21 protein-coding genes are annotated in these 26,669 nt (G+C 50.0%); 14 read left to right on the forward strand and 7 right to left on the reverse strand.

What is annotated here, in order from left to right:
• Positions 1 to 216: 216 nt before the first annotated feature.
• The gene (locus HHO50_RS08760; RefSeq protein ID WP_181305642.1) at positions 217 to 2,853 is read left to right on the forward strand and encodes a valine--tRNA ligase; all 2,637 of its coding nucleotides are present in this window, start codon (positions 217 to 219) and stop codon (positions 2,851 to 2,853) included.
• A 394-nt stretch (positions 2,854 to 3,247) separates the two neighbouring features.
• Here HHO50_RS08760 and HHO50_RS08765 read toward each other — a convergent pair whose 3' ends face one another.
• From HHO50_RS08765 to HHO50_RS08775, 3 genes are all read right to left on the reverse strand, one after another.
• The gene (locus HHO50_RS08765; RefSeq protein ID WP_181305643.1) at positions 3,248 to 3,790 is read right to left on the reverse strand and encodes a hypothetical protein; all 543 of its coding nucleotides are present in this window, start codon (positions 3,788 to 3,790) and stop codon (positions 3,248 to 3,250) included.
• Positions 3,791 to 3,985: 195 nt separating this feature from the next.
• Complete coding sequence (locus HHO50_RS08770; RefSeq protein WP_181305644.1) at positions 3,986 to 5,365, reverse strand: dihydrolipoamide acetyltransferase family protein; 1,380 nt, start codon at positions 5,363 to 5,365, stop codon at positions 3,986 to 3,988.
• 161 nt (positions 5,366 to 5,526) lie between these two features.
• Positions 5,527 to 6,789: a competence/damage-inducible protein A gene (locus tag HHO50_RS08775; protein ID WP_181305645.1), complete on the reverse strand. Its 1,263-nt coding sequence runs from the start codon at positions 6,787 to 6,789 to the stop codon at positions 5,527 to 5,529.
• A 61-nt stretch (positions 6,790 to 6,850) separates the two neighbouring features.
• On the opposite strand from HHO50_RS08775, the gene HHO50_RS08780 reads away from it, so the two are divergent.
• On the forward strand, positions 6,851 to 7,609 hold the full coding sequence (locus tag HHO50_RS08780; protein ID WP_181305646.1) for a DUF4197 domain-containing protein: 759 nt from the start codon (positions 6,851 to 6,853) through the stop codon (positions 7,607 to 7,609).
• Between the two features lie 384 nt (positions 7,610 to 7,993).
• Positions 7,994 to 9,274, forward strand: a complete 1,281-nt coding sequence (locus HHO50_RS08785; RefSeq protein ID WP_181305647.1) for an erythromycin esterase family protein — start codon at positions 7,994 to 7,996, stop codon at positions 9,272 to 9,274.
• Positions 9,275 to 9,613: 339 nt separating this feature from the next.
• Here HHO50_RS08785 and HHO50_RS08790 read toward each other — a convergent pair whose 3' ends face one another.
• From HHO50_RS08790 to lpxD, 4 genes are read right to left on the reverse strand one after another with little or no spacing between them, the layout of a single operon-like run.
• The gene (locus tag HHO50_RS08790; RefSeq protein WP_181305648.1) at positions 9,614 to 10,255 is read right to left on the reverse strand and encodes an ABC transporter ATP-binding protein; all 642 of its coding nucleotides are present in this window, start codon (positions 10,253 to 10,255) and stop codon (positions 9,614 to 9,616) included.
• Positions 10,245 to 11,036 carry an acyl-ACP--UDP-N-acetylglucosamine O-acyltransferase gene (gene lpxA, locus HHO50_RS08795; RefSeq protein ID WP_181305649.1) on the reverse strand — a complete coding sequence of 264 codons (792 nt, stop codon included), beginning with the start codon at positions 11,034 to 11,036 and terminating at the stop codon, positions 10,245 to 10,247. The genes HHO50_RS08790 and lpxA overlap by 11 nt, the downstream gene beginning before the upstream one ends.
• Positions 11,033 to 12,427 (reverse strand): bifunctional UDP-3-O-[3-hydroxymyristoyl] N-acetylglucosamine deacetylase/3-hydroxyacyl-ACP dehydratase, encoded by a 1,395-nt coding sequence (locus HHO50_RS08800; RefSeq protein ID WP_181305650.1) that lies wholly within the window; start codon positions 12,425 to 12,427, stop codon positions 11,033 to 11,035. Before HHO50_RS08800 ends, lpxA begins: the two co-directional genes overlap by 4 nt.
• A gap of 33 nt (positions 12,428 to 12,460) precedes the next feature.
• Positions 12,461 to 13,483 (reverse strand): UDP-3-O-(3-hydroxymyristoyl)glucosamine N-acyltransferase, encoded by a 1,023-nt coding sequence (lpxD, locus tag HHO50_RS08805; RefSeq protein WP_181305651.1) that lies wholly within the window; start codon positions 13,481 to 13,483, stop codon positions 12,461 to 12,463.
• Positions 13,484 to 14,009: 526 nt separating this feature from the next.
• Here lpxD and HHO50_RS08810 point away from each other — a divergent pair.
• From HHO50_RS08810 to HHO50_RS08850, 11 genes are all read left to right on the forward strand, one after another.
• Complete coding sequence (locus HHO50_RS08810) at positions 14,010 to 14,816, forward strand: hypothetical protein (RefSeq protein ID WP_181305652.1); 807 nt, start codon at positions 14,010 to 14,012, stop codon at positions 14,814 to 14,816.
• 142 nt (positions 14,817 to 14,958) lie between these two features.
• Positions 14,959 to 15,342: a hypothetical protein gene (locus HHO50_RS08815; RefSeq protein WP_255478664.1), complete on the forward strand. Its 384-nt coding sequence runs from the start codon at positions 14,959 to 14,961 to the stop codon at positions 15,340 to 15,342.
• Position 15,343: 1 nt separating this feature from the next.
• The gene (locus tag HHO50_RS08820) at positions 15,344 to 15,526 is read left to right on the forward strand and encodes a hypothetical protein (RefSeq protein WP_181305653.1); all 183 of its coding nucleotides are present in this window, start codon (positions 15,344 to 15,346) and stop codon (positions 15,524 to 15,526) included.
• A gap of 93 nt (positions 15,527 to 15,619) precedes the next feature.
• Positions 15,620 to 16,057 (forward strand): hypothetical protein, encoded by a 438-nt coding sequence (locus tag HHO50_RS08825; protein ID WP_181305654.1) that lies wholly within the window; start codon positions 15,620 to 15,622, stop codon positions 16,055 to 16,057.
• A 388-nt stretch (positions 16,058 to 16,445) separates the two neighbouring features.
• Positions 16,446 to 16,697: a hypothetical protein gene (locus tag HHO50_RS21020; protein WP_219921496.1), complete on the forward strand. Its 252-nt coding sequence runs from the start codon at positions 16,446 to 16,448 to the stop codon at positions 16,695 to 16,697.
• A gap of 126 nt (positions 16,698 to 16,823) precedes the next feature.
• Positions 16,824 to 17,174 (forward strand): glycoside hydrolase family 3 N-terminal domain-containing protein, encoded by a 351-nt coding sequence (locus tag HHO50_RS21025; protein ID WP_255478678.1) that lies wholly within the window; start codon positions 16,824 to 16,826, stop codon positions 17,172 to 17,174.
• Between the two features lie 61 nt (positions 17,175 to 17,235).
• Positions 17,236 to 17,391: a hypothetical protein gene (locus tag HHO50_RS21030; protein WP_219921498.1), complete on the forward strand. Its 156-nt coding sequence runs from the start codon at positions 17,236 to 17,238 to the stop codon at positions 17,389 to 17,391.
• 1,313 nt (positions 17,392 to 18,704) lie between these two features.
• Positions 18,705 to 21,935, forward strand: coding sequence for a TonB-dependent receptor (locus tag HHO50_RS08835; protein ID WP_255478665.1), 3,231 nt, complete (start codon positions 18,705 to 18,707; stop codon positions 21,933 to 21,935).
• An 18-nt stretch (positions 21,936 to 21,953) separates the two neighbouring features.
• Positions 21,954 to 23,639, forward strand: a complete 1,686-nt coding sequence (locus HHO50_RS08840) for a RagB/SusD family nutrient uptake outer membrane protein (RefSeq protein ID WP_181305655.1) — start codon at positions 21,954 to 21,956, stop codon at positions 23,637 to 23,639.
• A 34-nt stretch (positions 23,640 to 23,673) separates the two neighbouring features.
• A complete protein-coding gene (locus tag HHO50_RS08845) occupies positions 23,674 to 24,858 on the forward strand; it encodes a glycan-binding surface protein (RefSeq protein ID WP_181305656.1) in 1,185 nt (394 codons plus the stop codon).
• A gap of 20 nt (positions 24,859 to 24,878) precedes the next feature.
• The gene (locus HHO50_RS08850) at positions 24,879 to 26,432 is read left to right on the forward strand and encodes an IPT/TIG domain-containing protein (RefSeq protein ID WP_181305657.1); all 1,554 of its coding nucleotides are present in this window, start codon (positions 24,879 to 24,881) and stop codon (positions 26,430 to 26,432) included.
• Positions 26,433 to 26,669 lie beyond the last annotated feature (237 nt).

Consider the following 26,669-nt stretch of genomic DNA (forward strand, 5'->3'; position numbering starts at 1 on the left):
CGAAGGTTCTACGAGTGTCTTTGCCAACTGCGTTTCTTCCCTGTTTTCCAAAAAACAGCCCCGAAACGGAAATCCCTTTTCAAGTCTGAGGTCTAATCGGTAACATCTACAGGCTTCTAATTACAATTTGCTATTTTTGCCTTTCAATTGTGGCACTGCATCAGATAGTAAACATTTTCTTGCTACCTGCTACCTGCTACCTGATACCAAACCAAAATGTCCATTCCAAAGACCTATAATCCCAAAGAAGTAGAAGACAAGTGGTACGCCACCTGGCTGGAGCGCGGCTTTTTCAAGTCCCAACCGAACCCCAAGAAGCAGCCCTATACCGTGGTGATTCCGCCACCCAACGTAACGGGCGTGCTGCACATGGGCCACATGCTCAACAACACCATCCAGGACGTGCTGGTGCGCCGCGCCCGCATGCAAGGCAAAGAAGCCTGCTGGGTACCGGGAACGGACCACGCGTCCATCGCCACCGAAGCCCGCGTGGTAGCCATGCTCAAGGAAAAAGGCATCAGCAAAAGCGACCTTACCCGCGAGGAATTCCTGCAACACGCCTTTGAGTGGAAAGAGAAATACGGCGGCATCATTCTGGATCAATTGAAAAAGCTGGGTGCTTCCTGCGACTGGGATCGTACCCGTTTCACCATGGAACCGTCCTTGACCGATGCCGTGATTCAGGTATTCGTGGATCTGTACCGCAAAGGCCAGATTTACCGCGGCGTGCGCATGGTCAACTGGGATCCGCAGGGCATGACCGCGCTGTCTGACGAGGAAGTAAACTTCAAGCAGGTAAACGGCAAACTGTACTACCTGCGCTACGCCATTGAAGGCTCTGACGAGGTGCTCACCGTAGCCACCAAACGCCCCGAGACCATCATGGGTGACGTAGCTATCTGTGTACACCCCGAAGACGAGCGCTATAAGCATCTGGCCGGCCAGAAAGCCATCATCCCATTGGTGAACCGCGCCATTCCCATCATCTTTGATGCCTACGTAGACCGCGAGTTCGGGACGGGCGTGCTGAAAGTGACTCCGGCCCACGACATCAATGACTACGAACTGGGCGTGAAACACAACCTGCCCAGCATTGACGTGCTCAACGACAACGGAACCATACATGAACGCGCCGGCCTGTACGTAGGGGAAGACCGCTTCGTGGTGCGGAAGAAAATCACGAAGGATTTGGATGCCCAAGGCCTGCTGGAGAAAGTGGAAGACTCCGTTTCAAACGTAGGTTTCTCTGAGCGCACCGATGCCGTAATTGAGCCGAAGCTCTCCATGCAGTGGTGGTGCAAAATGGACGAGATGGCCAAGCCCGCGTTGGAGAACGTGATGAACGATACCATCAAGCTGCACCCGGCCAAGTTCAAGAACATGTACCGTTCCTGGATGGAAAACGTGCACGATTGGTGTATCTCGCGCCAATTGTGGTGGGGCCAGCAGATTCCGGCCTATTACCTGCCAGACGGCACGTTTGTGGTAGCCCGCACGGCGGAGGAAGCCCTGGAAGAAGCCCGCACCAAGACTGGTAACCCAGATCTGCAATTAACTGACCTGCGCCAGGACGAAGACGTGCTGGACACCTGGTTCTCGTCGTGGCTGTGGCCGATCTCGGTGTTTGACGGGTTCAAAGACCCGGACAATGAGGATATTCTGTACTACTACCCCACCAATGACCTGGTGACTGCCCCGGAGATTCTGTTCTTCTGGGTGGCGCGCATGATCATGGCCGGCTACGAGTTCCGCAAAGAACTGCCGTTCCAAAACGTGTACCTCACCGGTATCGTGCGTGATGCGCAGGGCCGCAAAATGTCCAAATCCTTGGGCAACTCCCCAGACCCGCTGCTGCTGATTGAGCAGTACGGCGCCGACGGCGTGCGCGCGGGCATGCTCTTCAGTTCACCCGCCGGGAACGACTTGCTGTTTGACGAGAAACTCTGCGAGCAGGGCCGGAACTTCAGCAACAAAATCTGGAATGCCTTCCGCCTAATAAATGGCTGGGAAGTAGACGAGACCCTGCCCAACCCGAACGAGAAAGCCATCAAGTGGTTCGATTCTAAGTTCAACGAAGCGCTAAACGTGCTGGAAGACCACTTTGACAAGTTCCGGATTTCAGATGCTTTGCTCACGGTCTACAAACTGGTATGGGATGATTTCTGCTCCAATTACCTGGAGATGATCAAACCCGCCTTCGGGTCACCCATTGATGCGGCTACCTTGCAGGCCACCAATGACTTCCTGGAGAAACTGATGAAAGTGCTGCACCCGTTCATGCCGTTCATCACCGAGGAAATCTGGAACTCCATGAAGGCCCGCGCGCCTAAAAACTGCCTGGTCGTAGCTGCCTGGCCAGAAAAGGGCCGCGTAGATGCCGATCTGCTCAAGCAAACCGACTATGTGCTGACCGTCGTAGGCCAAATCCGGAACCAGCGGAACAGCAAGAACATCTCTCCGGCTAAAAAGCTGGCACTGTACGTACGTCTGGCAGAAGGCAAAAACGCCATCGCCGGTTATGAGACATTGGTAAGCAAACTGGCGAACCTTTCTGAGATTCAGGAAACCGAGCAGCAGCTAGACAATGCTCTTTCCTTTGTGGCAGAAGACAGTACCGAGTTCTTCATCCCGATGGAAGGCAACATTGACGCCGCCGCGGAGCGCGAACGCATCTTGAAGGAACTGGAATACACCAAAGGTTTCCTGGCCAGTGTGGCTAAGAAGCTGAGTAATGAGCGTTTCGTAAGCGGAGCCCCAGATGCTGTCATCAACGCAGAGCGCAAAAAGCAATCAGATGCCGAAGCTAAGATTGCTGCCCTGGAGCAAAGCTTGTCTGCCTTGCCAGCGGGATAGTGAGAAAATAATTAAGTGAAACCGAAAACGGCTGCTCCAAATGAGCAGCCGCTTTTGGTTTACAATACTTTTGGGTAATCTATGTCCCAATGCTGGCGCGAGTTTACAACTCGTGCCTACGGATCTTGGGTAGTCTGGAGACTACCCTCGCTGCTTCAGCAGCAACAGGAAGCATTGCTGTACACCATATGGCGCGGATTTACTTCCGTGACTTGCAGTAACCTGAGTAAAAGTCACGGAAGTAAATCCGCGCCATAATCTGGTTCGTGGTTCCCGGCGAGTCTGGAGACTCGCTTCATCCTACGTCACGAGACTGGAGTCTCGCGCCAGTTGGTTTCTAAACCTGTAAGGTTTTACGTTTTGGGGCTAATTTTCCGAAAACAGGCTCAAAACACTACAGCGTGGAAGTATCTAGCTTTGTCCAGGTGATAGCGCCATTGTTAACGGCATAGCGGAGGAGCAGGTAACCACCATTGTGTCCATCCTCAAAATAGGCAAGAGCGTGTCGGTCGTTCAAAATGCGGACATCTTGAATAGCCATGGTGCCACCCATGGTACCAGACGTGGTGAGCAACGTCTTCTGTTTGCGCATGAGGTCATTCATCAAATCTGCTTCGGGGTTTTTGAGGCCTTTCCGTTTCAGGCGCTGAATATCGGATTCGGTAAGCGTACCAATCTCTTCTTCAAAGGTGGCAGACTCAGGAGGCGTTACTTTCTCAACGGTTTCCGGAGTTTCTTGAACAGGTTGCTGAGGTTGGGTCGGCTGGAGCGTGTCCATTGGGGCTGGACGCGAATACCGAGCCACTTGCTGCTCTAAGCTGTTGATCTTCTCGTTGGCTAGGGCTAATTGGCTCTCGGCCTGACTTTGTTTCCAATAGAAGAAAATGGCCAGAAACAATAAAAAGGCGATCAGAAGCAGAAGAAGGGCGTTTTTCATAGGTCAGTAAGTAGCTGGTCTATACAAGATAAGACTTTTACTATATTCTGCCGGGGCGGGTTGTCTCTTTCTGTTTTATGCCTGTTTTAGGGAAAACTTGACCAAAGTAGCTAATAAAAAAGCCCCTCCGGCAAGGGAGAGGCTTTCTGCTAATAAGAGATCATTTTCAAATCTCCTTATTTCCAAATCTTCAAATTAAATGCTGGTGTTCGGGTCGAAGGCTTCCAGGTAATCCGCCACGCGGCGCACGAACATGCCACCCAAAGAACCATCCACCACACGGTGGTCATAGGAGTGCGACAAGAACATGAACTGACGGATCCCGATCAAGTCGCCTTCCGGGGTTTCAATCACGGCTGGTTTCTTCTTGATCGCGCCCACGGCCATAATGGCTACCTGCGGTTGCATGATGATAGGCGTCCCCATCACGTTCCCGAAAGAACCTACGTTGGAAATGGTGTAGGTTGAGTCAGCTAAATCAGCAGGCGTTAGTTTGTTGATACGGGCACGGTTGGCCAGATCGTTCAGGCGCTTGGAGATGCCGTTCAGGTTCATCTGGTCAGCGTTATGGATCACGGGCACAATCAGGTTGCCGGATGGAAGGGCCACGGCCACGCCGATGTTGATATCGCGTTTTTTGATGATCTTATCACCGTCTACGCTCACATTGATCATCGGGAAGTCTTTGATGGCTTTCACGATGGCCTCAATGAAGATAGGCGTAAAGGTGAGGTTTTCGCCTTCGCGCTTTTTGTAGGCGTCTTTGGTTTTGTTCCGCCAGTTCACAATGTTGGTCACATCGGCCTCTACAAACGAGGTCACGTGCGGCGAGATGCGCTTGCTGTCTACCATACGCTGCGAAATCATCTTGCGCATGCGATCCATCTCAATAATCTCCACATTGCCGCTGTACGACTGCGCCGGGGCAGTTGAAGCTTGCGAAGCCGCTGCAACAGGAGCCGCTTGTGGCTGTGGCGCTGGTTGCGGAGCAGAAACCTGGGGCGCGGCAGGAACTGCTGCTGGCTGAGCGTTGACAGCGGGGGAACCATCGTTCTGGCGGTTGGCTACATAGTCCAGAATATCTTTCTTAGACACGCGGCCCTCTTTTCCGGTACCCGGAATATATTCTAACTCCTGCATGGCGATTCCTTCCTCGCGGGCAATGTTCAAGACCAGCGGTGAGTAGAAACGACCAGACGCAGGTTGCTCTAACCGCTGGGAAGTTTGCGCCGGTGCCTGAGTGGCTTCAGCAGGCTGAGCGGTCTCTTGCGCAGTAGGTTGCGTAACGGGCGTTTCTTCCTGGGCTGGTGCCGAAGGAATTGGTTGTTCATCACCGCCGGTGTTAAGGATGGCAATAGGAGCCCCTACGGCAACTACCTGGCCTTCCTGTACCAGAATCTCTTGCAGTACGCCGCCTTGAATGGCAGGTACCTCGGTGTCCACTTTATCGGTGGCTACTTCCAGCACAGACTCGTCTTGCTCAATGGTGTCGCCCACTTGCTTTAACCATTTAAGCACGGTGCCTTCCATGATACTTTCGCCCATTTTGGGCATCACCATTTCTACAAGAGCCATATGTATAAGTAAGTCAGTTTTTGGTTGAAGTGAACAGAATACCGCAGTCAGGAAAGGAGACGGGTTCATGCAATGTTACTGAAAAACAGCGAATGAACACTGCTAAGCCGTAAAGTTTCTAGGGAACCTAACTGTTGTTAGGCAAATTTAGGCTTTTTTGCTTATTCCTCAACCCGTACCCGCAAACTTTGCCTGATTAGCTCCATGACTTGCAGAGCGGTGTACTCCATATTGAGCAGGCGGGTTTTGTTGTAATTGATCTGGCGGGCTATGGTTTGGCGGGCATCGGCGTAAGCAATCCAGATGGTGCCCACGGGTTTCTCGGGCGAGCCGCCGTCTGGCCCGGCAATGCCGCTGGTAGAAACCCCGATATCGGTTTTCAGGAGTTGGCGTACGCCCTGGGCCATTGCTTTCACCGTTTCCTCGCTCACCGCACCATGCTGTTCCAGAATTTCTGGTGGTACGCCTAACTGCGCTTTCTTCACTTCGTTGCTATAGGCCACCACACTGCCCATAAAGTACGCCGAACTGCCCGGTACGCTGGTTAGTTTATGCGCCACCAAGCCGCCGGTACAGCTTTCAGCCATGGAAATGGTGAGGTTACGTTCTTTCAACAATTGTCCAATAGCTTCCTCCAGCGTCACTTCGCCGTAGGCGAAAATGTTATGGGGGATAAGCGCCGTTAACTGGTCTACCTGCTCCTGTAGCTGCGATTCTAAATCAAGACCCTCTTGCGAGATTCCGGTCAGGCGCAGACGTACGCCGGCTAAGTAGGGAAGGTAGGCTAGTTTCAGGTTGGCAGGCAAATTGTCTTCCCACTCGGCAATTCGCTCGGCCAGGAAGGACTCGCCAATGCCAATGGTTTGCACCACTTTGTGGATGATTTGCGGCAGTTGAAAGCGCTGTTGCAGGTACGGCAGCACCGTGGCGGTAACCATCTGCTTCATCTCAAACGGAACGCCCGGCATGGACACAATCACGGTGTCTTGCTCCTGAAACAACATGCCCGGCGCGGTGCCCAAGGTATTCCTAACGGGCGTGCAGGAAGCCGGTAAAAAGGCTTGCTGCCGGTTCACCTCCAACATGGGCCGGTTAAATCGTTTAAAGATGGCTTCCACATCGTCTAAAGACGGCTGGTGCAGTTGCAATTCCGTGTTGAAGTAGCGGGTAAGGGTGTGTTTGGTAAGGTCATCTTTGGTGGGGCCCAGGCCGCCGGTGATTAGCACCACATCGGCCCGGGAGATGGCTTGGGTAAGGGCTTCGCAGATGGCGTCTGGGTTGTCTGAGATGCTGGTGATTTGCTTTACCCTGATGCCGGTTTTCCCTAGTTCCTGCCCTAGCCAGGCCGAGTTCGTGTCCACCACCTGGCCGTACAGCAACTCATCGCCTATGGTCATGATCTCTGCCGATATTTCTCTTTTCATTTATTTGGCTTGATTTATGCGTATGTGCTCTTAGAGCATTCTCGGATTAAAAGTAATACACATGTACGCACGTAGGAAGAAACTAGTCTCGCAGGTATTTGTTTTAGGCAGCTTCATTTTATTCGGCCTCACGTCCTGCACTACCGCCCAGGTGCAGCAGGCCATTGGAGGCGTAATGCAGCAAACCGGACAACCGGGGCAAACCGGGGCCTTAACTCAGTCTGAGGTGGCTTCTGGTCTGAAACAAGCACTTTCTCAGGGCATCAACAAAGGCACGGCGCAGGCTTCGCAAACTGATGGGTTTTATAAAAACAGCTTAATCAGGATTCCTTTTCCGCCAGATGTGCAGCGCGTGGAAAATACCCTTCGTACGCTTGGGCTAGGTTCTGAAGTAGATAAATTCATCCTCACCCTGAACCGCGGAGCCGAAGATGCCGCCAAAAGTGCCGCTCCCATCTTCCTGAACGCCATCAAGCAATTAACGTTTAGCGATGTCTGGAACATTCTGCGCGGTGAGCGCGATGCCGCTACGCAGTTTCTGAAACGGACTACTACCAGCCAATTGACCAGCGCGTTCAGCCCGATCATGAAGCAGTCGCTGGACAAAGTAAGTGCCACCAAATATTATTCAGACCTGGTGAACCGCTACAACAAGATTCCGCTGGTGAAGAAAGCCGACCCAAATCTGGAGTCCTATGCGACCCAAAAAGCCATTGACGGTCTCTTTACCTTGGTCGCCCAGGAAGAAGCCAACATCAGGGAAAACCCAATTGCCCGTACCACCGAGCTGCTGAAGCGCGTGTTTGGTTCCCGGCAATAACTTGTACTTAAGCATTAAGGAAAGGGCAGCCGTACTTGGTGCGGCTGCCCTTTTTGTTGTCCTTTATCTAAAGAAGGTCAAATACGGCTATACGCTTTTTACCAGGGTTCTTCCTGTGCAAACACCAGGTCTGGGTTCTGGTTGGGTGCCGTACCGTTCTGATTTAGAAAGGAATGTAGAAGAATCCTTGCGGCTCAGTGTCAGAAAAAATGCCAGTTGACCAACAAGGTGCCTTTAAGAAACTCTTGAATTTGGTTATTCTAAGAAGTAAGGTTTGGCATAAAATGGTTTTTAACCTTATTCTGAAAAAATAGGGCAAAATCAAGCAAACTTTTAAAAGCAATGCGGGGTAAAAGGCAGGAGTTCATATTTCCCTCAAATTCCATGACTTATTCAAAACTGCCGTACCACCGGCTAGAGAACAAAGCTGATTTAGACGTTCTGCTGGAGGATATTGGAGATGCCCGTATCGTGATGTTAGGGGAAGCCTCGCACGGAACCTCAGAATACTATTCCTGGCGAACCGCCATTTCCAAGCGCCTCATAGAAGAGAAAGGTTTTACCTTCATCGCGGTAGAAGGCGACTGGCCAGACTGCTACCAAATCAATAAATTTATACGGGGCTACTGCAAACCAGGCACCAAGGTGTCTGACGTCCTGAAACACTTCAACCGCTGGCCTACCTGGATGTGGGGCAACTGGGAAGTGGCGGCCCTGGTAGAGTGGCTCAAAGAAAACAATGACCGGCCCAACACAAACAAAATCGGCTTCTATGGTTTAGACGTGTACAGTCTCTGGGATTCATTGCAGCAGATCATGAAGTATCTGGAGAAGAAGGACGGCCAAGCGGTGAAAGCCGCCAAAGAAGCCTTCAAATGCTTTGAGCCCTACAGTTCTGACCCGCAGGAATACGCCCGCGCCGTGGCGTACGTCTCTGAAGACTGCGAAGGCGAAGTGATCTCCATGCTAAAGGAACTGGGTAAACGGGAAAGAGAAGAGCCCGGTAACTCCGAAGCCGTTTTTGACGCGGAGCAAAACGCCTTGGTGGCCGTGAACGCCGAACGATACTACAAAGCCATGGTGCGCGGCGGCGGAAACTCCTGGAACGTGCGTGACGGGCACATGATGGAAACCCTGAACCGCCTGCTGGATTTCCACGGCCCCAATTCCAAAGCCATCATCTGGGAACACAACACCCACGTGGGCGACGCCCGCTTCACCGACATGGCCCGCGCCGGAATGGTCAACATTGGGCAATTGGCCCGTGAGCAATACGGAAGAGAAAACGTGTATTTGGCCGGTTTCGGGTCTTATGAAGGCTCTGTGATTGCCGGTGACTCGTGGGGTTCTCCCATGAAGAAGATGGAAGTGCCGCCCGCCCGCAAAGGTTCCTGGGAAGACTGGCTCCATAATCTTGGCGCAACGGATAAGCTCTTACTTTCCCGCGAACTCCGCGAAATCAATGAAGCCCGGCAGCAGCTAGACCACCGGGCCATTGGCGTGGTGTATGACCCCAACCGCGAAAAGTACGGCAATTACGTGCCCACCATCATCCCGGAACGCTATGACGCCTTCCTGTACCTGGATGAAACTGAGGCGCTCCGGCCGTTCATTGTGAAGACCAAAGAAAAAGAACCGCCAGAAATGTATCCGGCCAACGAGTAAACAAATCGGCTGTAAAGCTGTTTCTAGAGAAGTACTTGCGCCATCTTACTACATATATGGGAAAGCCACCTTTTAGGTGGCTTTTTTCGTTTTCCGGCTGATTTTGAGAAAACGGGCATGAAACGGATTCCCTGTAGGCACCTATGGCCCTATGGCGCGGAAGTTACTTCCGCGCCATAGGGCGAGCGTTTTGGGGCTGATTTTTGAAATGTAGGGGCAATCCCGTGTGGTTGCCCTATTCGGTTCTGTCGGCAACCACGAGGGATTGCCCCTACACCTACCTAGAACACCCGTTTTTAGGCTATTTTTCTCAGAATAGGCCCTAAACGCAAGCTGAAATTACCCTTTCTTCCGCTCAGGGGCTTTGTAGTGAAATTCATTGATGGGCAATCGCTCATCACAGAAACTGTACTCGTGGGGCACGTTGGAACCGATGATGACCAAACGGTTTTGCCGGTTCCGTTCCAGGTGCTCCAGGTACCACGCCACACCGGCTTGGTCTAGGTTTGTGGTAGGTTCGTCCAGTAGTAGAAGGGGAGAATCAGAATAAATGGCCAAGCCCAATTTCAGGCGTTGGCGCATGCCCGAGGAAAAGTCCCGCACCAGTTTGTGTCTGGCCGCCTGTAGCTGAAGCAGATCAGGAAGTTGTGGGGCGGCGATGCCGCGCAAAGGCTTGAAGCGGGTATGGAACTGAATCATCTCCTCCAGCGTGAACTCCTCCAGTAAATCCTGGTACGGGGCCGCCATAGAGAGCGAACGGTACAGTTCCTCTACCGGAATCTCTTTTCCGGCCAGGGAGTAGGAGACAGCACCTTCTGAGGGAAGTTGGAACCCGCTGAGAATGGAAAGCAAAGTGGATTTCCCAGATCCGTTGTGCCCCAGCACCGCGTAGGCCTTGCCTGAGACAAACTCATAGGACAGATTCCGGAAAATCCACTCGTAATTGAAACGCTTGCCTAACGAGGAAAGCTTAATCTGCATCGCGTTGATAGCCTTTGATAATGCCGCGGCCAGAATTGCGCACGAAATTCACAATCTCGTCGCGTTCTGAGCTAGGCGCTAAGTCAATCTCAATTTTCTCTACCGCCGAGGCCGTGTTCAGGCCGCTCATGAACAGAATGCGGTAAATCTGCTGAATGTCGGTGATTTGCTCGTTGGTGAACCCTCTTCGGCGCAAGCCGATGGAGTTGACGCCCGCGTAGGACAATGGCTCCCGGGCGGCTTTGATGAACGGCGGCACGTCTTTGCGCACCAGTGACCCGCCAGAAACCATGGCGTGCGCCCCTATGCTCACAAACTGGTGCACCGCCGAGGTGCCGCCAATGAACACGTGGTCATGAATCACAATATGGCCGGCCAATTGCACGCCGTTGGCCACAATCACATTGTTGCCAATGATACAGTCATGGGCCACGTGTACGTAGGCCATAATGAGGCAGTTGTTACCAATAGCGGTGGTGTTTTTATCCAAAGCCGTGCCCCGGTTTAAAGTCACACACTCTCTAATGATGGTGTTGTCCCCAATAGAAACCGTAGACGGCTCGCCTTTGTATTTCAAATCCTGCGGCGGGGCTGAGATTACGGCGCCCGGAAAAATCTGGCAGTTCTTGCCAATGCGGGCGCCTTCCATGATGGTCACGTTGGGGCCAACCCAGGTGCCTTCGCCAATCTCCACGTTTTTAGAGATGGTGGTGAACGGCTCTACCACCACGTTGGTGGCGATTTTGGCTTCGGGGTGGATGTACGCTAGTGGCTGGTTCATGCGTCTTTTCTTACGATACTTGCTAACATCTCGGCCTCCATCACTAATTGCCCGGCCACAAACGCCTGGCCCTGCATTCTAGCTATCCCTCGTTTAATAGGCGCCAACAGTTCGCATTTAAAAATAATGGTGTCACCGGGCACTACTTTCCGGCGGAAACGGCATTTGTCTACGCCCATGAAATACGTCCAGTAGTTTTCTGGGTCTGGCACGGTGCTCAGCACGTAAATACCGCCGGTCTGGGCCATGGCCTCAATCAGGATCACGCCCGGCATCACGGGGTTCCCCGGAAAGTGCCCCTGGAAGAACGACTCGTTCATAGTTACGTTTTTCACGCCCGTAACGGTTGTAGCATCCAGGTGAATGATCTTGTCAATGAGCACGAAAGGGTACTGGTGCGGCAACGTCTGCATGATGCGGTTGATGTCCATCACCGGCGTTTTCTTGGGGTCATACACCGGCACGTTCTTCACAGACGTTTCCTTGATGTACTTCTTGATCTTCTTGGCAAACGCCACGTTGGATGCGTGCCCTGGTCTTGCCGCCAGAATCTGGCCTTTCAACGGACGGCCTACCAACGCTAAGTCCCCAATGAGATCCAGGAGTTTATGGCGGGCCGGTTCGTTTTTGTAGCGCAGGTCTACGTTATTCAGAATTCCTTCCTTCTTTACGGCCACTTTCGGCTTCTTCAAAAGGTCAGACAGATAATCTAGTTCATTGTCTTCCACCACGCGGTCTACCACCACAATGGCGTTGCTCAAGTCGCCTCCTTTGATCAGGTTCTGCTTGTAGAGCATTTCAATCTCGTGCAGGAAGCAGAAGGTGCGGCAAGAGGCGATCTCGTCTTTAAACTGACGCAAATCAGTTAAAGAGGCGTGCTGCGAGCCCAAAACCGGCGAATGGTAGTCTACCATCACGGTCACGCGGTAATCATCCAGCGGGAGAATGGCGATTTCGGTTTCGCGGGAACCGTCCCGGAACATGATTTCCTCGGGCACCTCAAAGAAGTTACGCAAAGCGTTCTGTTCTTCCAGGCCTACTTCCAACAATGGTTGCACGAACAGGATAGAAGAACCGTCCATGATGGGCGGCTCTGGGCCGTCAATCTGGATGAGGACGTTGTCAATCTCTAACCCCACCAAAGCGGCCAGTACGTGCTCCACGGTGTTCACGCGGGCGCCGTTCTGCTCAATGGTCGTGCCGCGGGAGAGGTCTACCACATTGTCTACGTCGGCGTCTACAATGGGCTGCTCCGGCAAATCAATGCGCTGGAATTTATACCCGTGGTTGATGGGAGCGGGCAGAAACGTCATGTTTGACACCACGCCAGTATGCAATCCAATACCAGAAACCGTCACCGGTGCCTTTATGGTATGCTGTTTATCGTTCATGAAGCACTAAATAGGGGTAAAGAGGGGCTAAAGTTAAAGCTTTTCTCTGAGTTCGTCTACCTGTTTCTGCAACTCGGGTAGTTTCCGGAAAACCGCCATGGCCCTCAGATTCTGTTTATAGTCAAAAGCCGGTGCTCCTTGCACGAAAGTCCCTTCTTCTTTGATGTTCTTGGAAATGCCTGATTTAGCGCCTACTATGGTTTTGTCAGCGATGCTCACGTGGCCCACCACGCCCACTTGACCGGCAATGGTGCAGTAGTTGCCCACCTTGGAAGAACCCGCAAAAGCCGTCTGCGCCGCCACCACCGTATGCCGCCCGATTTCTACGTTATGCGCCACTTGCACCAAATTGTCAATCTTGGTGCCGGTTCTGATGATGGTAGAGCCCATGGTGGCGCAGTCAACGGTGGTATTGGCCCCAATGCGCACGTTATCTTCCAGCACCACGTTGCCTAGCTGCGGAATAGCTTTGTAGGAGCCGTCTTTCTGCGGCGCAAACCCGAACCCGTCACTGCCAATCACAGCCCCGGCATGGATGGTGCAGGAAGCTCCAATCACGCAGTCGGCGTACACTTTGGCGCCCGCGAACAGCACCGTATGGTCGCCAATGGTCACGTTATCGCCAATGTACACCTGCGGATAGATGTGCACGCCGCGGCCAATTTGGCAGTTCTTGCCTATGTAAGAGAAAGCGCCTCTGTAATGCTGCTCGCCAATGGTGGAGTTCTCTCCTATGAAGCAAGGTTCTTCCACGCCTTGTTTAGAAGCAGCTACGGCTTGCTGGTAGACTTCCAGCAACGTAGAAAAGGACGAATACGGGTCTTCCACCAGAATGAGGTTGGCCGTTACCGGCTGCTTTAGTTCCAAGGTTTTGGAAACGATCACCGCCGTGGCACCCGTGGTATAGAGATAGTGCTCGTACTTGGCATTGGACAGGAAAGAAAGGGCGCCGGGGGTGCCTTCTTCAATCTTCGCCAGTTTGTTTACCTGGGCGTTACCGTCTCCCTGCACCTGGCCCTGGAGTAAATCAGCAATCTGTTGTACCGTGAATTCCATAGGGCAAAGTTAAGGAAACAATTTTTAACCGATGATACATTCAGCCAGCAGGACTTGCCCAAACAGATCCAACCCTTTCAGAAGTAATAACATAACCATTCCTGGTGTCAATGGTTGGGCCATGTATGGTTTTAAGGCTGTTTTCTGAAAAACACCCCTGAAACAGAGTTGTCGCGTGGGGCTGATTGCTTTTTAAAGAGATAACGAACGAAGCGCATTTTTGGCGTTTTTGCCCTTATTTTTTATAAACGAAAGTAAAACAGGTGGGGCTGAAATATGGAAATCTACATTCAGAGCAAAGATAGCTACTTTCAGTTTTATTGCTGTTTTGATAAAAACAGGCTTAAAATAGAAGCCAGTCTCAAGGGTTCTAAAGAATGCATCCAGAATTTTTGCTAAAAACGCCTATCTTGCCTAGGCTTTGAAGCGTCAGCGGGAAGCCCAATTCCTGTGAGGCAAAGCTAGGTCTAAAGGCTAAAAGATGTTTTGGGGGAAGATGGAGTGTTGAATGGTTTGCATCCTGGTCATGCCTACCTTAAACCGCTGGTGGCCCAACGATGAAATTTGCCGCAGCACCAACGGGGGCTCTACCTGTAAACCTGTTTTAGGAAACGCGACCCGTGACCATTCCTTGGCTCCGTACGCGGCAGTTTCTAGTCCGCACTGGTTGGGAGATATTGAGATTGACCCTTTTGATGCGAACACAGCCTGGTTTGTGACGGGCTACGGCGTTTACCAGACCACGAACCTGCGGGAAGCCGACCAAAACCGCCCCGTCGCCTGGACGTTTCAGAACAAAGGCCTGGAAGAAACGGTACCCCTGAAACTGGTCAGTCCACCGGCCGGAGCCCCCTTGGTGAGTGCCATTGGTGACCTAGACGGTTTCCGGCATGATAATTTAGATGTCTCGCCAACTGCCGGCAGGTTGAACCCACGTTACGGCACCAATACCTGGATTGACTACGCAGCCCATCAGCCTGCTTTCATGGTGCGGGTGTTCAACAATACCGATGGGAAATATGGGGCTTACTCTATAGGCGGCGGTACTGCCTGGACTTCTTTTCCTTCGGCTCCTGCTGGGGCAAACGGGGGCGGAACCATCGCGGTTTCCGCGGATGGGAATACGTTGGTGTGGGCTCCATCTGGAGTAACGTCGGTTTATTATTCCACCAACCGGGGCACCAGTTGGAGGGCCGCCACTGGCATTTCCAAAGCGAATCTGAAGCCCATGGCCGACCGGGTGAACGCCCGTAAGTTCTATCGGTATGTTATGCCCAATGCTAAAAATCAAAAACGTCGATATTCAAGGATTCTTCGTAAATTAGATATGTGAAAAGTAAGAAAGAGACTGGGCTTGACTTTATCATCGATAAGCTTACCAACAGCATAGAGAACGTTGTAACGGGCGACAGCTTCGCCACGGAAATATCTGTACTTACCCATGCGGACTTAAAAACCGTAACAAAAAAGAACGGTTGGCTCTTCAATTGGCGGGCGGAATTCAAGGAACCTGTAAAGGATATTTACAAACTTACCATCGTCAACAATCCGACAATCATTCAAGGATCATAAGCCTTGAGGTAAAAGAAGACCACGTCTATATGCATTTGGTTGAGAGTGCCCCTTTCAATAAGGGCAGCGGCAAGATGTATTCCGGAGTTCCCGGCAACTTGGTTGCGTTTGCCTGCAAACTCTCTTTTCAGCGTGGACACGAAGGCAACGTTTCCTTCATCTCCAAAACCCAGTTGATAGAGCATTATGAGAAAACTCTCGGTGCAATGCACTTCGGCGGGCGCGTAATGGTAATTGAGACGACTTCAGCCCTGAAACTCATTAACCGATATTTTAAAAACCAATAGGATGAAAGCAAAGAAAATAGAGTTGGACGTTGATTATATCGGCGGACAGGAGCCTTTGACCGCAGAAGAGGAAAAAGCGCTTAGCGAATTCTTTAAAAAGCGCAAAACAGAATCTAAAAGAGTTGCCGCTGTCAGAAAAGCAAAGCCAGCAAATAGCAACTTAAGACAATCTCCTCGCCAGTAAAAAGAGCATAGGGCATCGGTCTCGTATAAACATCATGCTACGGCCGACGGCCTAGCACGTTGTTTATATGAGACCGATGCCGGACGTGTCTTGGTGAGTACCAACGGAGGCACCTCTTTTACGGCGGCTGCTACCGGCTTGCCTACCGTGGCCAGTTGGCAGCTATGGGCTTCCAATATTCATCCCACCTACGGAGTGGAGGGTGACGTGTGGCTGACAAACCAGAACGGAGGACTGTACCGCTCCACCAATTCGGCAGGTTCTTTCACTAAGATTACCAACGTGCAGGAAGCCACCAAAGTAGGGTTCGGGAAAGCGAAAGACGGTAACACGTATCCAGCGGTGTACCTAGTAGGAAAGGTGAATAATCAAATGGGCTTTTTCCGCTCAGATGATGCAGGTGCCACCTGGGGGAGAATTACGGATGACCAGCACCCGTTTGGCGGCATCAATGACATCACCGGTGATACCTGGCCACGGCCGGGCGGGGCATCCTCTACGGCAATATTCCCGGTGTTATCAATGGCATAGCCGATGAACGAGAGGTAGAGCTTAAGTACGGGCCCAATCCCTTCGCCAAGGAGCTGCGCGTTCAGGCGCCTCATGGGTTCACCTATGAAATCAGGACGTTGACCGGAGCCTTGGTGGAAGCGGGAAGCAGTTCGGGCAAGCTACGGTAGGAGAGGCCCTGGCACCGGGGTTGTATGTCCTCAAAGCCAGGTACAGAGCCCGCGTGAGCACCATTAAGATTGTCAAGAGATAAGCAGCAGAGGAAACCATCACTCACCCATCGGCCCCGGCCGGTACCATTCTGTTTTACACCCAATTTTCAAAAAATGACTTACAAACTATCCCGTCTCAGACGATTTTCCAGTTTGGTTTTGTGGTAATGGCAATGGCTTGTTCCACTTCAGAAAAGGTGCAGCAGAATTCTAACTCTAATGCCAGTTCCTCCGCAGGCCAGGAGGGCAGCGGCATCAACATGACCCATGAAACCCAAATAAATGAGTTGATTGGGAAAATGACCCAGGAGGCGAAAGTGAACATGATTCACGGGGTGTCTTCCTTTTCCTCGGGCGGAGTTCCGCGCTTGGGTGTTCCTGAGATGGTGATGTCAGATGGCCCGCAGGCGGTACGGCCGCGACTGGTCGCTGGACAATGCAGGCAATGACTCCTCCGCTTATCTTCCCACCGGCGTTGCTTTGGCCGCTACCTGGAATCCCGAGCTGGGATACGCCTTCGGGGAGGTATTGGGCAGCGAGGCGAAGACGTGATTCTGGGGGCCGGCGTCAATATCATGCGCACGCCTTTGAACGAACGTAATTTTGAGTATTTGAGCGAAGACCCGTATCTGACCGCGCGCATGGCCGTTGGTTATATAAAAGGAGTGCAAGACCAAGGGGTTGCCGCCAGTGTGAAGCACTACGCCGGCAATAACCAGGAAATTAAACGCGCCAAAGTAAACGTAGAAATGAGCGAGCGGGCCCTACGCGAGATTTACCTACCTGCTTTCAAAGCCGCCATCACCCAAGGCGGTGCCTTAACCATTGTGGGCGCTTCTAACAAATTCAGAGGTCAGTACAGCACCCATAACCAGTACCTCATCAATGACATCCTGAAAGGAAAGTGGGTCTTAAAGGTTTGGTGATCAGCGACTGGGGAGCCGTTCTGAATACTAGGAAGCCATCAACAACGGCACCGATATTGAAATGGGCACCGATTTGTTGCAGATGGCTAATATCAACTACAACAAGTTTCTGCTGGGCGGCACGGTGATTCCCTTGGTGAAAAGTGGCCAAGTGAAAGAAGCGCTTATTGATGAAAAAGTACGTCGCATCTTGCCGGTCATGTACCACGTAGCTTAAGCTAAGCTTGTTACGAAAGAGCCGTAGTCCTGTAGGCTGCGGCTCTTTCCGTTTTAGGGGTGTTTTTAAGAAAATAGCCCTGAAACGAGATTGCTTGAAATAGGGGTTCTGCTGCATCAGGTAACTTCGGGCTAAAGTTCCTACCCCTTCCTTATTCACAGGTTGCCCGCCTTTCTCGTACCTGTCATCTTGGAAAGTTCTTGAGAGCAAGCTGTAAAAGCTGTATAGGATATTGCTCTTCGGTCACAAAATCCTTTCAGAATGACAGAGAATGTAAGCGGTTTTTAGCCTGTTTTCCCGAAAAGTGATTGAGAGCTTGTTTGAAATTTGTCTTTCGTGCTGCAAATGTCCATAGCAAGAACCTGCGTTCGCGCTTTGATCGCCTTCGTAGCGCGGCTACTAGGCTCAAAAACAGGCTTCCATAGAACCTTTCTCTTGCCAGTTGAGCTTACGAATCCAATGTTTAAACAAGCTCTAAAAACACGAGGGGATGGAAAGCGCTTCCATCACTGATGTGCTTTAAAAGGGAAGATTCCCCTCGTTTATCTCTAGCGAGGGTGCGCTACCTGCGGTGTCCCGCCGCTTTGTATTAAAAAATGCCCAGAAGCGGACAAAGGCTGCAGGTAGCTTCCGCTGGTCAGCCTTTCGGTACCACCTGCCCTCTTCTGAAAATCTTTTATTCAAATGCTAGTTTGGGAGATTGCCTCAAAATTCGTTAAAAAAATACCACTATGAATTGCCCCTTTAGTATGACTTTAAGTTTAAAAAATTAGTTTATTTAGGAATTTTGTATTCTCTGCGCCCGTTGCTGCCCCAACTCATTAGGAAATTATCATTATGTAAATCTGATAAAAGGCATGAAATATTGTAAATTCTTTAAAATAGTCTATATTGTTGCTTCGTGTGCTTGTATTTTATTAAAACAAGAAATTTTCACCTGTTTATGCCAACGATGGCACATAGATAAACGAAAAAGGTGTTATCAATCTAATAATTGATAAATGAGTATTATATGGGTGCATAAAACCTTGTTAGTTTTGTATAGCTGCTAACCCTCTTCAAAAGGATCTTCCTTCAAAAGGATCTTCTATAAGATAAGAAAGTGAAGGGAAGTGTGAAAAAGAAGATTCTTCTCCTCATATAAGACAAAGGCACAAAGTGGCTCCCTTTTCTGACCCCAGATCAGGATTGGTGCCAGGTGCCTAAGGTAAATCTGGGCTCATTGCAGAATACTTAAATAGCCCTGTGGCTTGTTTCTCCTGGCCATGCTCTTTTTCAACCATATTATGTTTACTACCTAATCTACTTACCCTATGATTAAAAACTTGTACTCAGACAAAGATTACCAACAAAGTGAGTGTGTCTTAAAGCCTAAGACAGTCTGGGTGATGATAGTCCTCATAATGGCTATTTTCACTCAGGCCTTTGATGGTCTGGCACAGGGTGCCAGACGAACCGTTACCGGTAGGGTAACCTCGGCCACTGACAATACGGGGATGCCAGGTGTGAGCGTGGTAGTGAAGGGCACCACAAATGGGGCTTCTACTGATGCAAACGGAAACTTCTCCTTAGAAGCCGCCAACACAGATGTTCTGGTGGTTACGTTCATTGGTTACATAGCCCAGGAAGTGCCGGTAGGCACCAATACCGCCCTTAATGTGGCTCTACGGGAAGATGCCCAGACGCTGAACGAGGTAGTAGTGACCGGGTATGGCGAGTTACGGAGAAATGACATTACCGGCGCTCAGACCAACATTAGTGCCGTAGAAATAGAAAGAACAGTAAACACTACCATTGAGCAGGCACTCCAGGGTAGGGCACCCGGGGTGTATGTTACCCAGAATACGGGTGCTCCGGGGGGAGGTATCTCTGTAAACATTAGGGGGGTAAACACTATTGGCGGTACTAATGAGCCACTTTATGTAATAGATGGTGTGCAGATTATGCCTACTAACTCCGCTAGTGGAACAAACCCCTTAGCCGCCATAAATCCATCTGATATTGAAAGCATGGAAATCCTGCAAGGGCCTTCCGCCACAGCCGTTTACGGCTCAAGAGCCACTAACGGCGTTGTGCTTATTACAACCAAACGTGGAAAGGCTGGTGAAGTACGGGTAAATTATGGTTACCTGTATAGTATCCAGACTGCACCAAAAAGGTTAGACGTGATGGATCTGCGGCAGTATGCCCAAATGGAAGTTGAATACAAAGCCATTGCGGGCGGTACGGTTAGGGAGGAGTTCAGAGACCCTTCCTTGTTAGGGGGAGGAACAGACTGGCAGAAAGAGTTATTCCAAAGCGCGCCTATGCAAAAGCACCAGGTGAGCTTAAGCGGAGGTGGTGAAAAAACAACCTACTATCTGTCTGGGGAATACATGAACCAGGAAGGTATAGCCTTAGGTTCAGGCTTCAACCGGTATTCTGTTCGTTTGAATTTAGATAACAAAGCAAAAGACTGGCTTACAATTGCGGGTAATTTTAATTATGCCCAGACAGATGAGCAATTAGCGTCTACGCAATCCAACCTGATCTCAAGAGCCATTCGGTTGCCCCCGCATATACCGGTACGGAACATAGATGGTACCTTTGGTGGGGGTACCGTTGTGGTTGGAGGGAATACTTCTGAACAGTTTACCCCGGCTAACCCTATCGGGTTGGCGAGCATCACTACCAATGAAATAACCAGAAGGCAAGCCTTAGGTGGTTTAACAGTTGGTCTTAGAATCATGGAAGGGCTAGAATTCCGTACCTCGTTGAATGGGAACGTGAACTTCTCTAACTCAACTTATTTCCTTCCCACCTACCGCTTTGGGTATCAAACCAACCCCACTGCCGAACTGGAGAACAGACACAATCTGAATACTTACTGGAACTGGAACCAAATGCTGCAATACCAGAAGCAGTTAGGCCGGCATAGCATCAATGCGATGGTTACCCACGAATCTCAGGAATCTACCTGGAGAAACCTTTTCGGGGAAAGGCGTGGGTTCCAAACCAATGATATACTTGACCTCAATGCCGGAGACATCCTTACCAGCGTAGCCGAAGGAGGACACGGTGACTGGGCTATGGAATCTTTCCTGGGCCGTATCAACTACAACTTTGCAGACCGTTACATTGTTCAGGCTGCCTTCCGGGCAGATGGTTCCGTGTTCTTCGGGCCAGAGAATAAGTGGGGGTACTTCCCCTCTGTTTCAGCTGCCTGGAGAGTTTCCAACGAAGAGTTTTTCCAGGTTCCTTTCATCAGTGATCTAAGATTGCGGTATGAAATTGGCCTTACGGGTAGCAATGCACAAGGGGGTGGCGCCATTTACGGGACGCTTGCTCCCGGCCCTACGCCTTGGGGAACAGGTTTTCTTCCAAACAGATATCCTAACCCTGGTTTCCAATGGGAAGAAACCAAAACCAATAACTTTGGCATTAACCTAGGTCTGTTCCAAAACAAGATTCAGCTAGAAGCAGATTACTACATCAAAAACACAGATAACCTGATTCTGCCTGCTACCCTGCCATGGTACATGGGCACTAACGGAAACGGTGCTGTTGGAGCGCCAACAGTGAATATCGGCTCTCTTCAGAATAAAGGCTGGACTGTCAATTTGAACACCATCAACATGGACAAAGGTGGTTTCACATGGGAAACAAACTTTAACGTATCTCACTTCAAAACTGAGGTGAAGAGCCTTTCTACTGAAAACAGTATCCTGACCCGTACCACTAGAGAGTGGTTAGAATGGGCGCAACGTACGGTGGTGGGGCAAGCGCCCTGGTTGTTCTACGGATATGTTGAAGATGGTATTTTCCAGAATATGGACGACCTGAGGAATAGCCCACGTCCTGGTGACGCAAATGGCCAACCTTTGCCAATTGCAGAGAACAGTGTTTGGGTGGGTGATGTAAAGTTCAAAGACCTTAGTGGCCCGGAAGGCACCCCAGACGGAATCATTGACGGATATGACCAAACCTATATCGGTAATCCCTGGCCTAAATACTACGGAGGTTTAACCAACAGCTTCTCCTATAAGGGTTTTAACCTGAGTGTGCTGATCACCAGCACCATTGGTAATGATATCTACAACTGGTTACGTAATGAGAACAGCAATCCAAACAATATCAACCTTGGCCAAAACCTATTTGTGGGTACATTCAATTACGCTAAAGTAGGAATGGATGAAGCAGGCAATCCTTATCTGCTAAACCCTGGTACAACGGTGGCCAGAATGAATTCAAACAACAAAAACAACAACTTTGAGCGCCATACAGATAAGTATGTAGAAGATGGCTCCTTTGTGAGACTTAAAAACGTGACGCTTACGTACAACTTGCCTTCTTCTTTGTTTGGTCGTCAGAAGTACATCAAAGCGGTGAGAATTGGGGCTAGTGCACAGAACATTTGGACAATAACTGGTTATTCAGGTTTTGACCCAGAGGTAGGTTCGCACGTGGGGGGCTTGGAAAACGCTAACAATGCTGCGATTGGAGTTGACTATGGTCGTTATCCATTAACCCCGGTTTACTCAGTAAACTTCGGTATTGACTTTTAATTTAACGGATTAAGTAAAATGAAAAATAATTATTTATACATAGGGGCACTCACGGTCTTGTCTATATTCTCAAGCTGTGAGGAGGAGTTTCTAGATAGACCCCCGCAAGATACGTTGGTTGACGCCAATTTCTTTAAGAATAATGAACAGGTATTAGCAGCCTCAGCTCCCCTTTACAGTGTGGTGTGGAAGGATTATGTTGATAAAGCGTCATGGGCGCTGGGAGATTTAAGGGGAGGGACAACTTTCCGGGCCTGGGGGTTTAGAGATGACGTGTTGTTCAATACCACAGAAGTCTCTACTTCAAATAATGAAGCGTACCGTGCTTTTTTCATTGTAATTGGTCAATCTAATACGCTCATCCAGAATTTGAACAGTTATGCTGGCGCAGAGGTGACCCAGGACGTTAAAAACCACGCTATTGCAGAGGCAAGATTCATGCGGGCCACTGCATATTCTTACCTGGTTTCTAATTATGGCCCTGTTCCAATTATTGAAAACAACATTGCATTGCTGAACAACTCTGCCGTAACCCGCAATACAGTAGAAAGTGTTTGGGAGTTTATTACCAGAGATTACCTTTTTGCGGCAGCAAATCTGCCGGCCACTGCCCTGCAGCCAGGACGGCTAACCAAGTGGTCTGCTGAGGGCATGCTTGCCAGAACCTATTTAACCCGTGCAGGGGTGGAGTCTACTGGCGGTACTAGAAAGCAGGAGTTCTTAGATAAGGCCAAGGAGTATGCTGAACGGGTCATCACCATGAGCGGCAAGGCTCTTCTACCTAACTATGCAGATTTGTTCAGGTACCCTTATGACAACAACAATGAATCTTTGTTTGAGCAACAATGGGTATTTACTACAAGCTATGGCTATGCCAATACCATGGTGTCGCAGATCACATTTGATAATTCCATCGCGAACGGAGATGGCTGGGGAGGTGACCTGGGAGCCTCTTGGTGGATGCTGAGCCTTTATGATGGGCTTATCCAACAAGACGGTGCCAAGCCTGGTTTCACGCTTGATCAGCGGTTAAAAGCTACGTACATGTTGCCCGGTGCTAGTTACCCTGAAATTTCCAGAACGGTTAGGATGGAAGGTACAACCGAAATCACTGAGCCACTGGTTTTCCCGGCACCAGCCTCCAATGCAGACCAAAGCTTTGCCAGCATTAAGAAATATGTGGTTGGGAAAGCAAAAGATTTGGGAGGAAATGCTACCACGCAAAGATACCCTAACAACACGTATATGTTGCGGCTTGCAGAGATGTATCTGATTTATGCAGAAGCTGCTTTAGGAAACAACACATCTACCTCAGACGGCAAGGCACTTGGCTATTTCAATGCGGTGCACATGCGTGCCGGGTTGCCCGTCTTTGAAGGCCCGCTCACATGGAATGATATCTTTGAAGAGCGTACAAAAGAGTTTGCCATGGAAGGCTTAGCTTGGTATGACCTTGTAAGATTACATTATTATGATCCACAGGAGGCATACACAATCATTAACAGTCAAGATCGGGGTGGATTGTACTTGATCACGCCAGATCGTATGCCAAACCCTACTGCCTGGACCTTTACTAAAAGAGGGGAATTGCAAAGAATGGCTACTGCTAACTCCGGAAACTTCTTTCTCCCAATTCCTGCCGCAGAATCAAGCCAGGCACCAAGTTTAAGGAATCCTCCGGTGCCTTATGAATTCAAAGATTAAGTGTCTGCTGATCACAAATAGAAATATCTATCATATGAAAATACATTTAAAAACATTGCTGTTCCTGTTCATTGCTGTTGCAATGGCTGGAGTATTTACAGGCTGTTCAGAAGATGATGATCTTCCGAACGGTGGTAAACCCATGGTTAGCTATATTAGGGTTACCCGGCCTTCCTCTTCAGATTCCCTTATCACAAAAGCTGGGCAAGGTAGCATGATTGCCATTGTGGGGCAGAATCTGCAGAATACCCGTGAGATCTGGTTTAATGATCAGGAAGCATTTCTTTCACCTACCTTGATCACGAATACTACGGTCATCACGCGTGTCCCCAGTAATATCCCGTTGGAGATCAGCAATAAAATGAGAATCATTTTCACCAACGGAGAAGAGTTGATCCACGACTTTACGGTAGACATTAGTGAGCCAAGAATTGACCGGATGCAGAGCGAGTACGTCAACACAGGAGATGTGGCTACCATTGTGGGTGATTTCTTCTACGAACCGCTCACGGTTACTTTCACGGGCGGCGCTCAAGGCGAAATCGTGTCTATCAGTAGAGACTATAAAACCTTAGAAGTAACCGTGCCAGCGGGTGCGCAACCGGGCCCTATCACAATCTCTTCTAATTTTGGAGCAACTGAGTCAGACTTCTGGTTCCGTGACAACAGGAATGTCATTGCCAGTTTTGATGAACCTGGTTTACTTGCAACTACCAGTGGGTTATGGCATGGGCCAAATTACATCAGAGACAATGATGCGGCAATCAAGCCGGTCAATGGTAAATACCTTCGCATAAACCAGAACTTGGCGGCTTGGGCATGGTATGAAACGTATGTAGGGCCAAACAACAGTGCCGCGGCTTTGGAAACTAAGAATATACCGGCAGATGCGTTCGCAAATCCAGGTAAATACAGCCTGAAGTTTGAGATTAATACATTAGCAGATTTAACGGGCGCACATTACCGGATGCATATGGGCCCTGGTGATATCGCAAGTTTAAGGGGTAATGTTTTTTACAACTGGCAGGTAAACAATATCAATACCGACGGTACTTGGCGGACTGTCACTCTTCCGTGGGAGGATTTCTGGAAAGCGAATGGAAGCTTTGCTTATACCCCTTCCGGTTATGGTGTTTCTTTCCACTTCAGTGGCCCCAACCCAGTAAATGCAAACTTTGCCCTGGACAACATGCGGGTAGTGCCAACTATGAATCCATAAAATTTTAGAGAGCTCTGAATATGAAAAACCTTTATAAAGTGAGATTATTACTGGTGGCGTTTCTAATGGTTTCCATTGGATTCCTCTCTTCTTGTGATGACGATGATGACGCAATGAATTCAGGTCAGGTGGAGTTGCTGAGCTTTGGGCCTACCGGGGCCAAGCATGGCGACAAAATCAAATTCATTGGCCGCAACCTAGATCAAGTGGAGTCCATCCAACTTCGGGGAGCGCTGGTTGCCAAAGCCCAATTTACTTCACAGTCTTCTGACTTGATTGAGTTAGTGGTACCAACTGCCGCCGAAGAAGGAAAAGTAACTCTGAAGTTGGCCAATGGTACCGAAATTGCTTCTAAAACAGATCTGAGCTTTGAGGTTCCTGTTACGGTCACCGGTATCACGGCATCAGCAAAGCCAGGAACCAACATCACCATCACGGGTAATTACCTGAACTGGGTAGACAGTCTGCAGTTTGGCGCGTTGCCTACCCGGGTAACAACCTTTGTCAGCAAATCCATGACAGAATTGGTGGTGACCGTGCCCATGGAGGCTAAATCTGGCAGCCTCATCCTATATACCGGTGGTACTGAGCCTTTGGTAGTAGAGACGGAGCAAGAGGTTGCCATTACCTTGCCCGCGGTGACAGGATTGGCTCCTGCCGCTTTGAAGCATGGCGACAACCTGACCATTACCGGTACCAATCTTGATTTGGTAAGCCGCGTAAAGTTTACCGGGGTAGGAGAAGCAGTGGTTTCTGCCTTTGTGAGCAGATCAGAAGCGCAGTTGGTGGTGAAAGTGCCCGATAATGCCTCTAGCGGGAAAATCACTTTGGTGGCCCTGTCTATGGAAGAGGTACCTAGTACCCAAACCATCGCCATTATTTTGCCGGCCATTACGGGCTTCAACCCAACTCCGGTAGAACCAGGTGCCAACCTTACAATCAACGGTACCAACCTAGACATGGTGAAAAGTATCAGTTTTACCGGTGGCGCTTCTGTGGCAACGTTCGTAAGCCAATCTCCTACCCAACTGGTGGTGAAGGTGCCAAGTGATGCTTTGAAAGGAGTGCTCACCTTTGTAACCACTAAAGACTATACCGTGAAAACGGATATGGTGTTGGATGTGAAGATAGATCGTCCGGCCTATTTCATTTACAACGATGCCTTGAACGCTGATTGGCAGCTATGGGGTGGTTGGGGCAAAAGCTTGGAAGACATGGGCAATGCCGAGCATGTTTCCCGCGGTGCCAAAGCCATCAAACTTAGTTACAATGACGTGTATGGCGCCATGCAGTTGCACCCCAACAAAGCCAACGTATTGGCGGGTTATACCAAGATCAAGTTCTACATTTACGGTGGAACGGGCGCTACTACCCGTTATTCAGTGTCGGCGAAGAACTTGGCCGGTGTCACGGGTGATGATTATGCGTTTGACGTGAGATCTGGAGAGTACACCGTCATTGAAGTTCCTATTAGTGCCCTAGGCGATTTGTCTGGCGGACTTGCAGAGCTTTATTTCAAAAACTACGGAACCAATCCTAATACCGTCTTCATTGATGATATAGAATTGATCTAAAAACTCCGTTAACCAAACAAAAAAGGGAAGAGCAGAAATGTTCTTCCCTTTTTTGTGCATCAAAGTCTTAGGCCATGTTCAACTTTTGGGTTTGCTGGCTCAGTCCGCAAGAATAAGGTTCTGCCAAAGCAATTTTTGCGCCTCGTGGCAGCGCTACGAAGGCGATAAAAGTTCTCTTTCTGGCCGTTTGCAGCGCAAAGATGAAATTTAAACATGCTCTAAAGCAATTCCCCTGGG

Origin of the sequence: Rufibacter sp. XAAS-G3-1, assembly GCF_013623775.1 — a bacterium.
GTDB lineage: Bacteria > Bacteroidota > Bacteroidia > Cytophagales > Hymenobacteraceae > Nibribacter.

Bases quoted from the DNA above. Each gene is read 5' to 3' on its own strand.
- HHO50_RS08760 (WP_181305642.1), top strand. From the start codon at position 217: ATGTCCATTCCAAAGACCTATAATCCCAAAGAAGTAGAAGACAAGTGG.
- HHO50_RS08765 (WP_181305643.1), bottom strand. From the start codon at position 3,790: ATGAAAAACGCCCTTCTTCTGCTTCTGATCGCCTTTTTATTGTTTCTG.
- HHO50_RS08770 (WP_181305644.1), bottom strand. From the start codon at position 5,365: ATGGCTCTTGTAGAAATGGTGATGCCCAAAATGGGCGAAAGTATCATG.
- HHO50_RS08775 (WP_181305645.1), bottom strand. From the start codon at position 6,789: ATGAAAAGAGAAATATCGGCAGAGATCATGACCATAGGCGATGAGTTG.
- HHO50_RS08780 (WP_181305646.1), top strand. From the start codon at position 6,851: ATGTACGCACGTAGGAAGAAACTAGTCTCGCAGGTATTTGTTTTAGGC.
- HHO50_RS08785 (WP_181305647.1), top strand. From the start codon at position 7,994: ATGACTTATTCAAAACTGCCGTACCACCGGCTAGAGAACAAAGCTGAT.
- HHO50_RS08790 (WP_181305648.1), bottom strand. From the start codon at position 10,255: ATGCAGATTAAGCTTTCCTCGTTAGGCAAGCGTTTCAATTACGAGTGG.
- lpxA (WP_181305649.1), bottom strand. From the start codon at position 11,036: ATGAACCAGCCACTAGCGTACATCCACCCCGAAGCCAAAATCGCCACC.
- HHO50_RS08800 (WP_181305650.1), bottom strand. From the start codon at position 12,427: ATGAACGATAAACAGCATACCATAAAGGCACCGGTGACGGTTTCTGGT.
- lpxD (WP_181305651.1), bottom strand. From the start codon at position 13,483: ATGGAATTCACGGTACAACAGATTGCTGATTTACTCCAGGGCCAGGTG.
- HHO50_RS08810 (WP_181305652.1), top strand. From the start codon at position 14,010: ATGCCTACCTTAAACCGCTGGTGGCCCAACGATGAAATTTGCCGCAGC.
- HHO50_RS08820 (WP_181305653.1), top strand. From the start codon at position 15,344: ATGAAAGCAAAGAAAATAGAGTTGGACGTTGATTATATCGGCGGACAG.
- HHO50_RS21025 (WP_255478678.1), top strand. From the start codon at position 16,824: ATGCGCACGCCTTTGAACGAACGTAATTTTGAGTATTTGAGCGAAGAC.
- HHO50_RS21030 (WP_219921498.1), top strand. From the start codon at position 17,236: ATGGGCACCGATTTGTTGCAGATGGCTAATATCAACTACAACAAGTTT.
- HHO50_RS08835 (WP_255478665.1), top strand. From the start codon at position 18,705: ATGATTAAAAACTTGTACTCAGACAAAGATTACCAACAAAGTGAGTGT.
- HHO50_RS08840 (WP_181305655.1), top strand. From the start codon at position 21,954: ATGAAAAATAATTATTTATACATAGGGGCACTCACGGTCTTGTCTATA.
- HHO50_RS08845 (WP_181305656.1), top strand. From the start codon at position 23,674: ATGAAAATACATTTAAAAACATTGCTGTTCCTGTTCATTGCTGTTGCA.
- HHO50_RS08850 (WP_181305657.1), top strand. From the start codon at position 24,879: ATGAAAAACCTTTATAAAGTGAGATTATTACTGGTGGCGTTTCTAATG.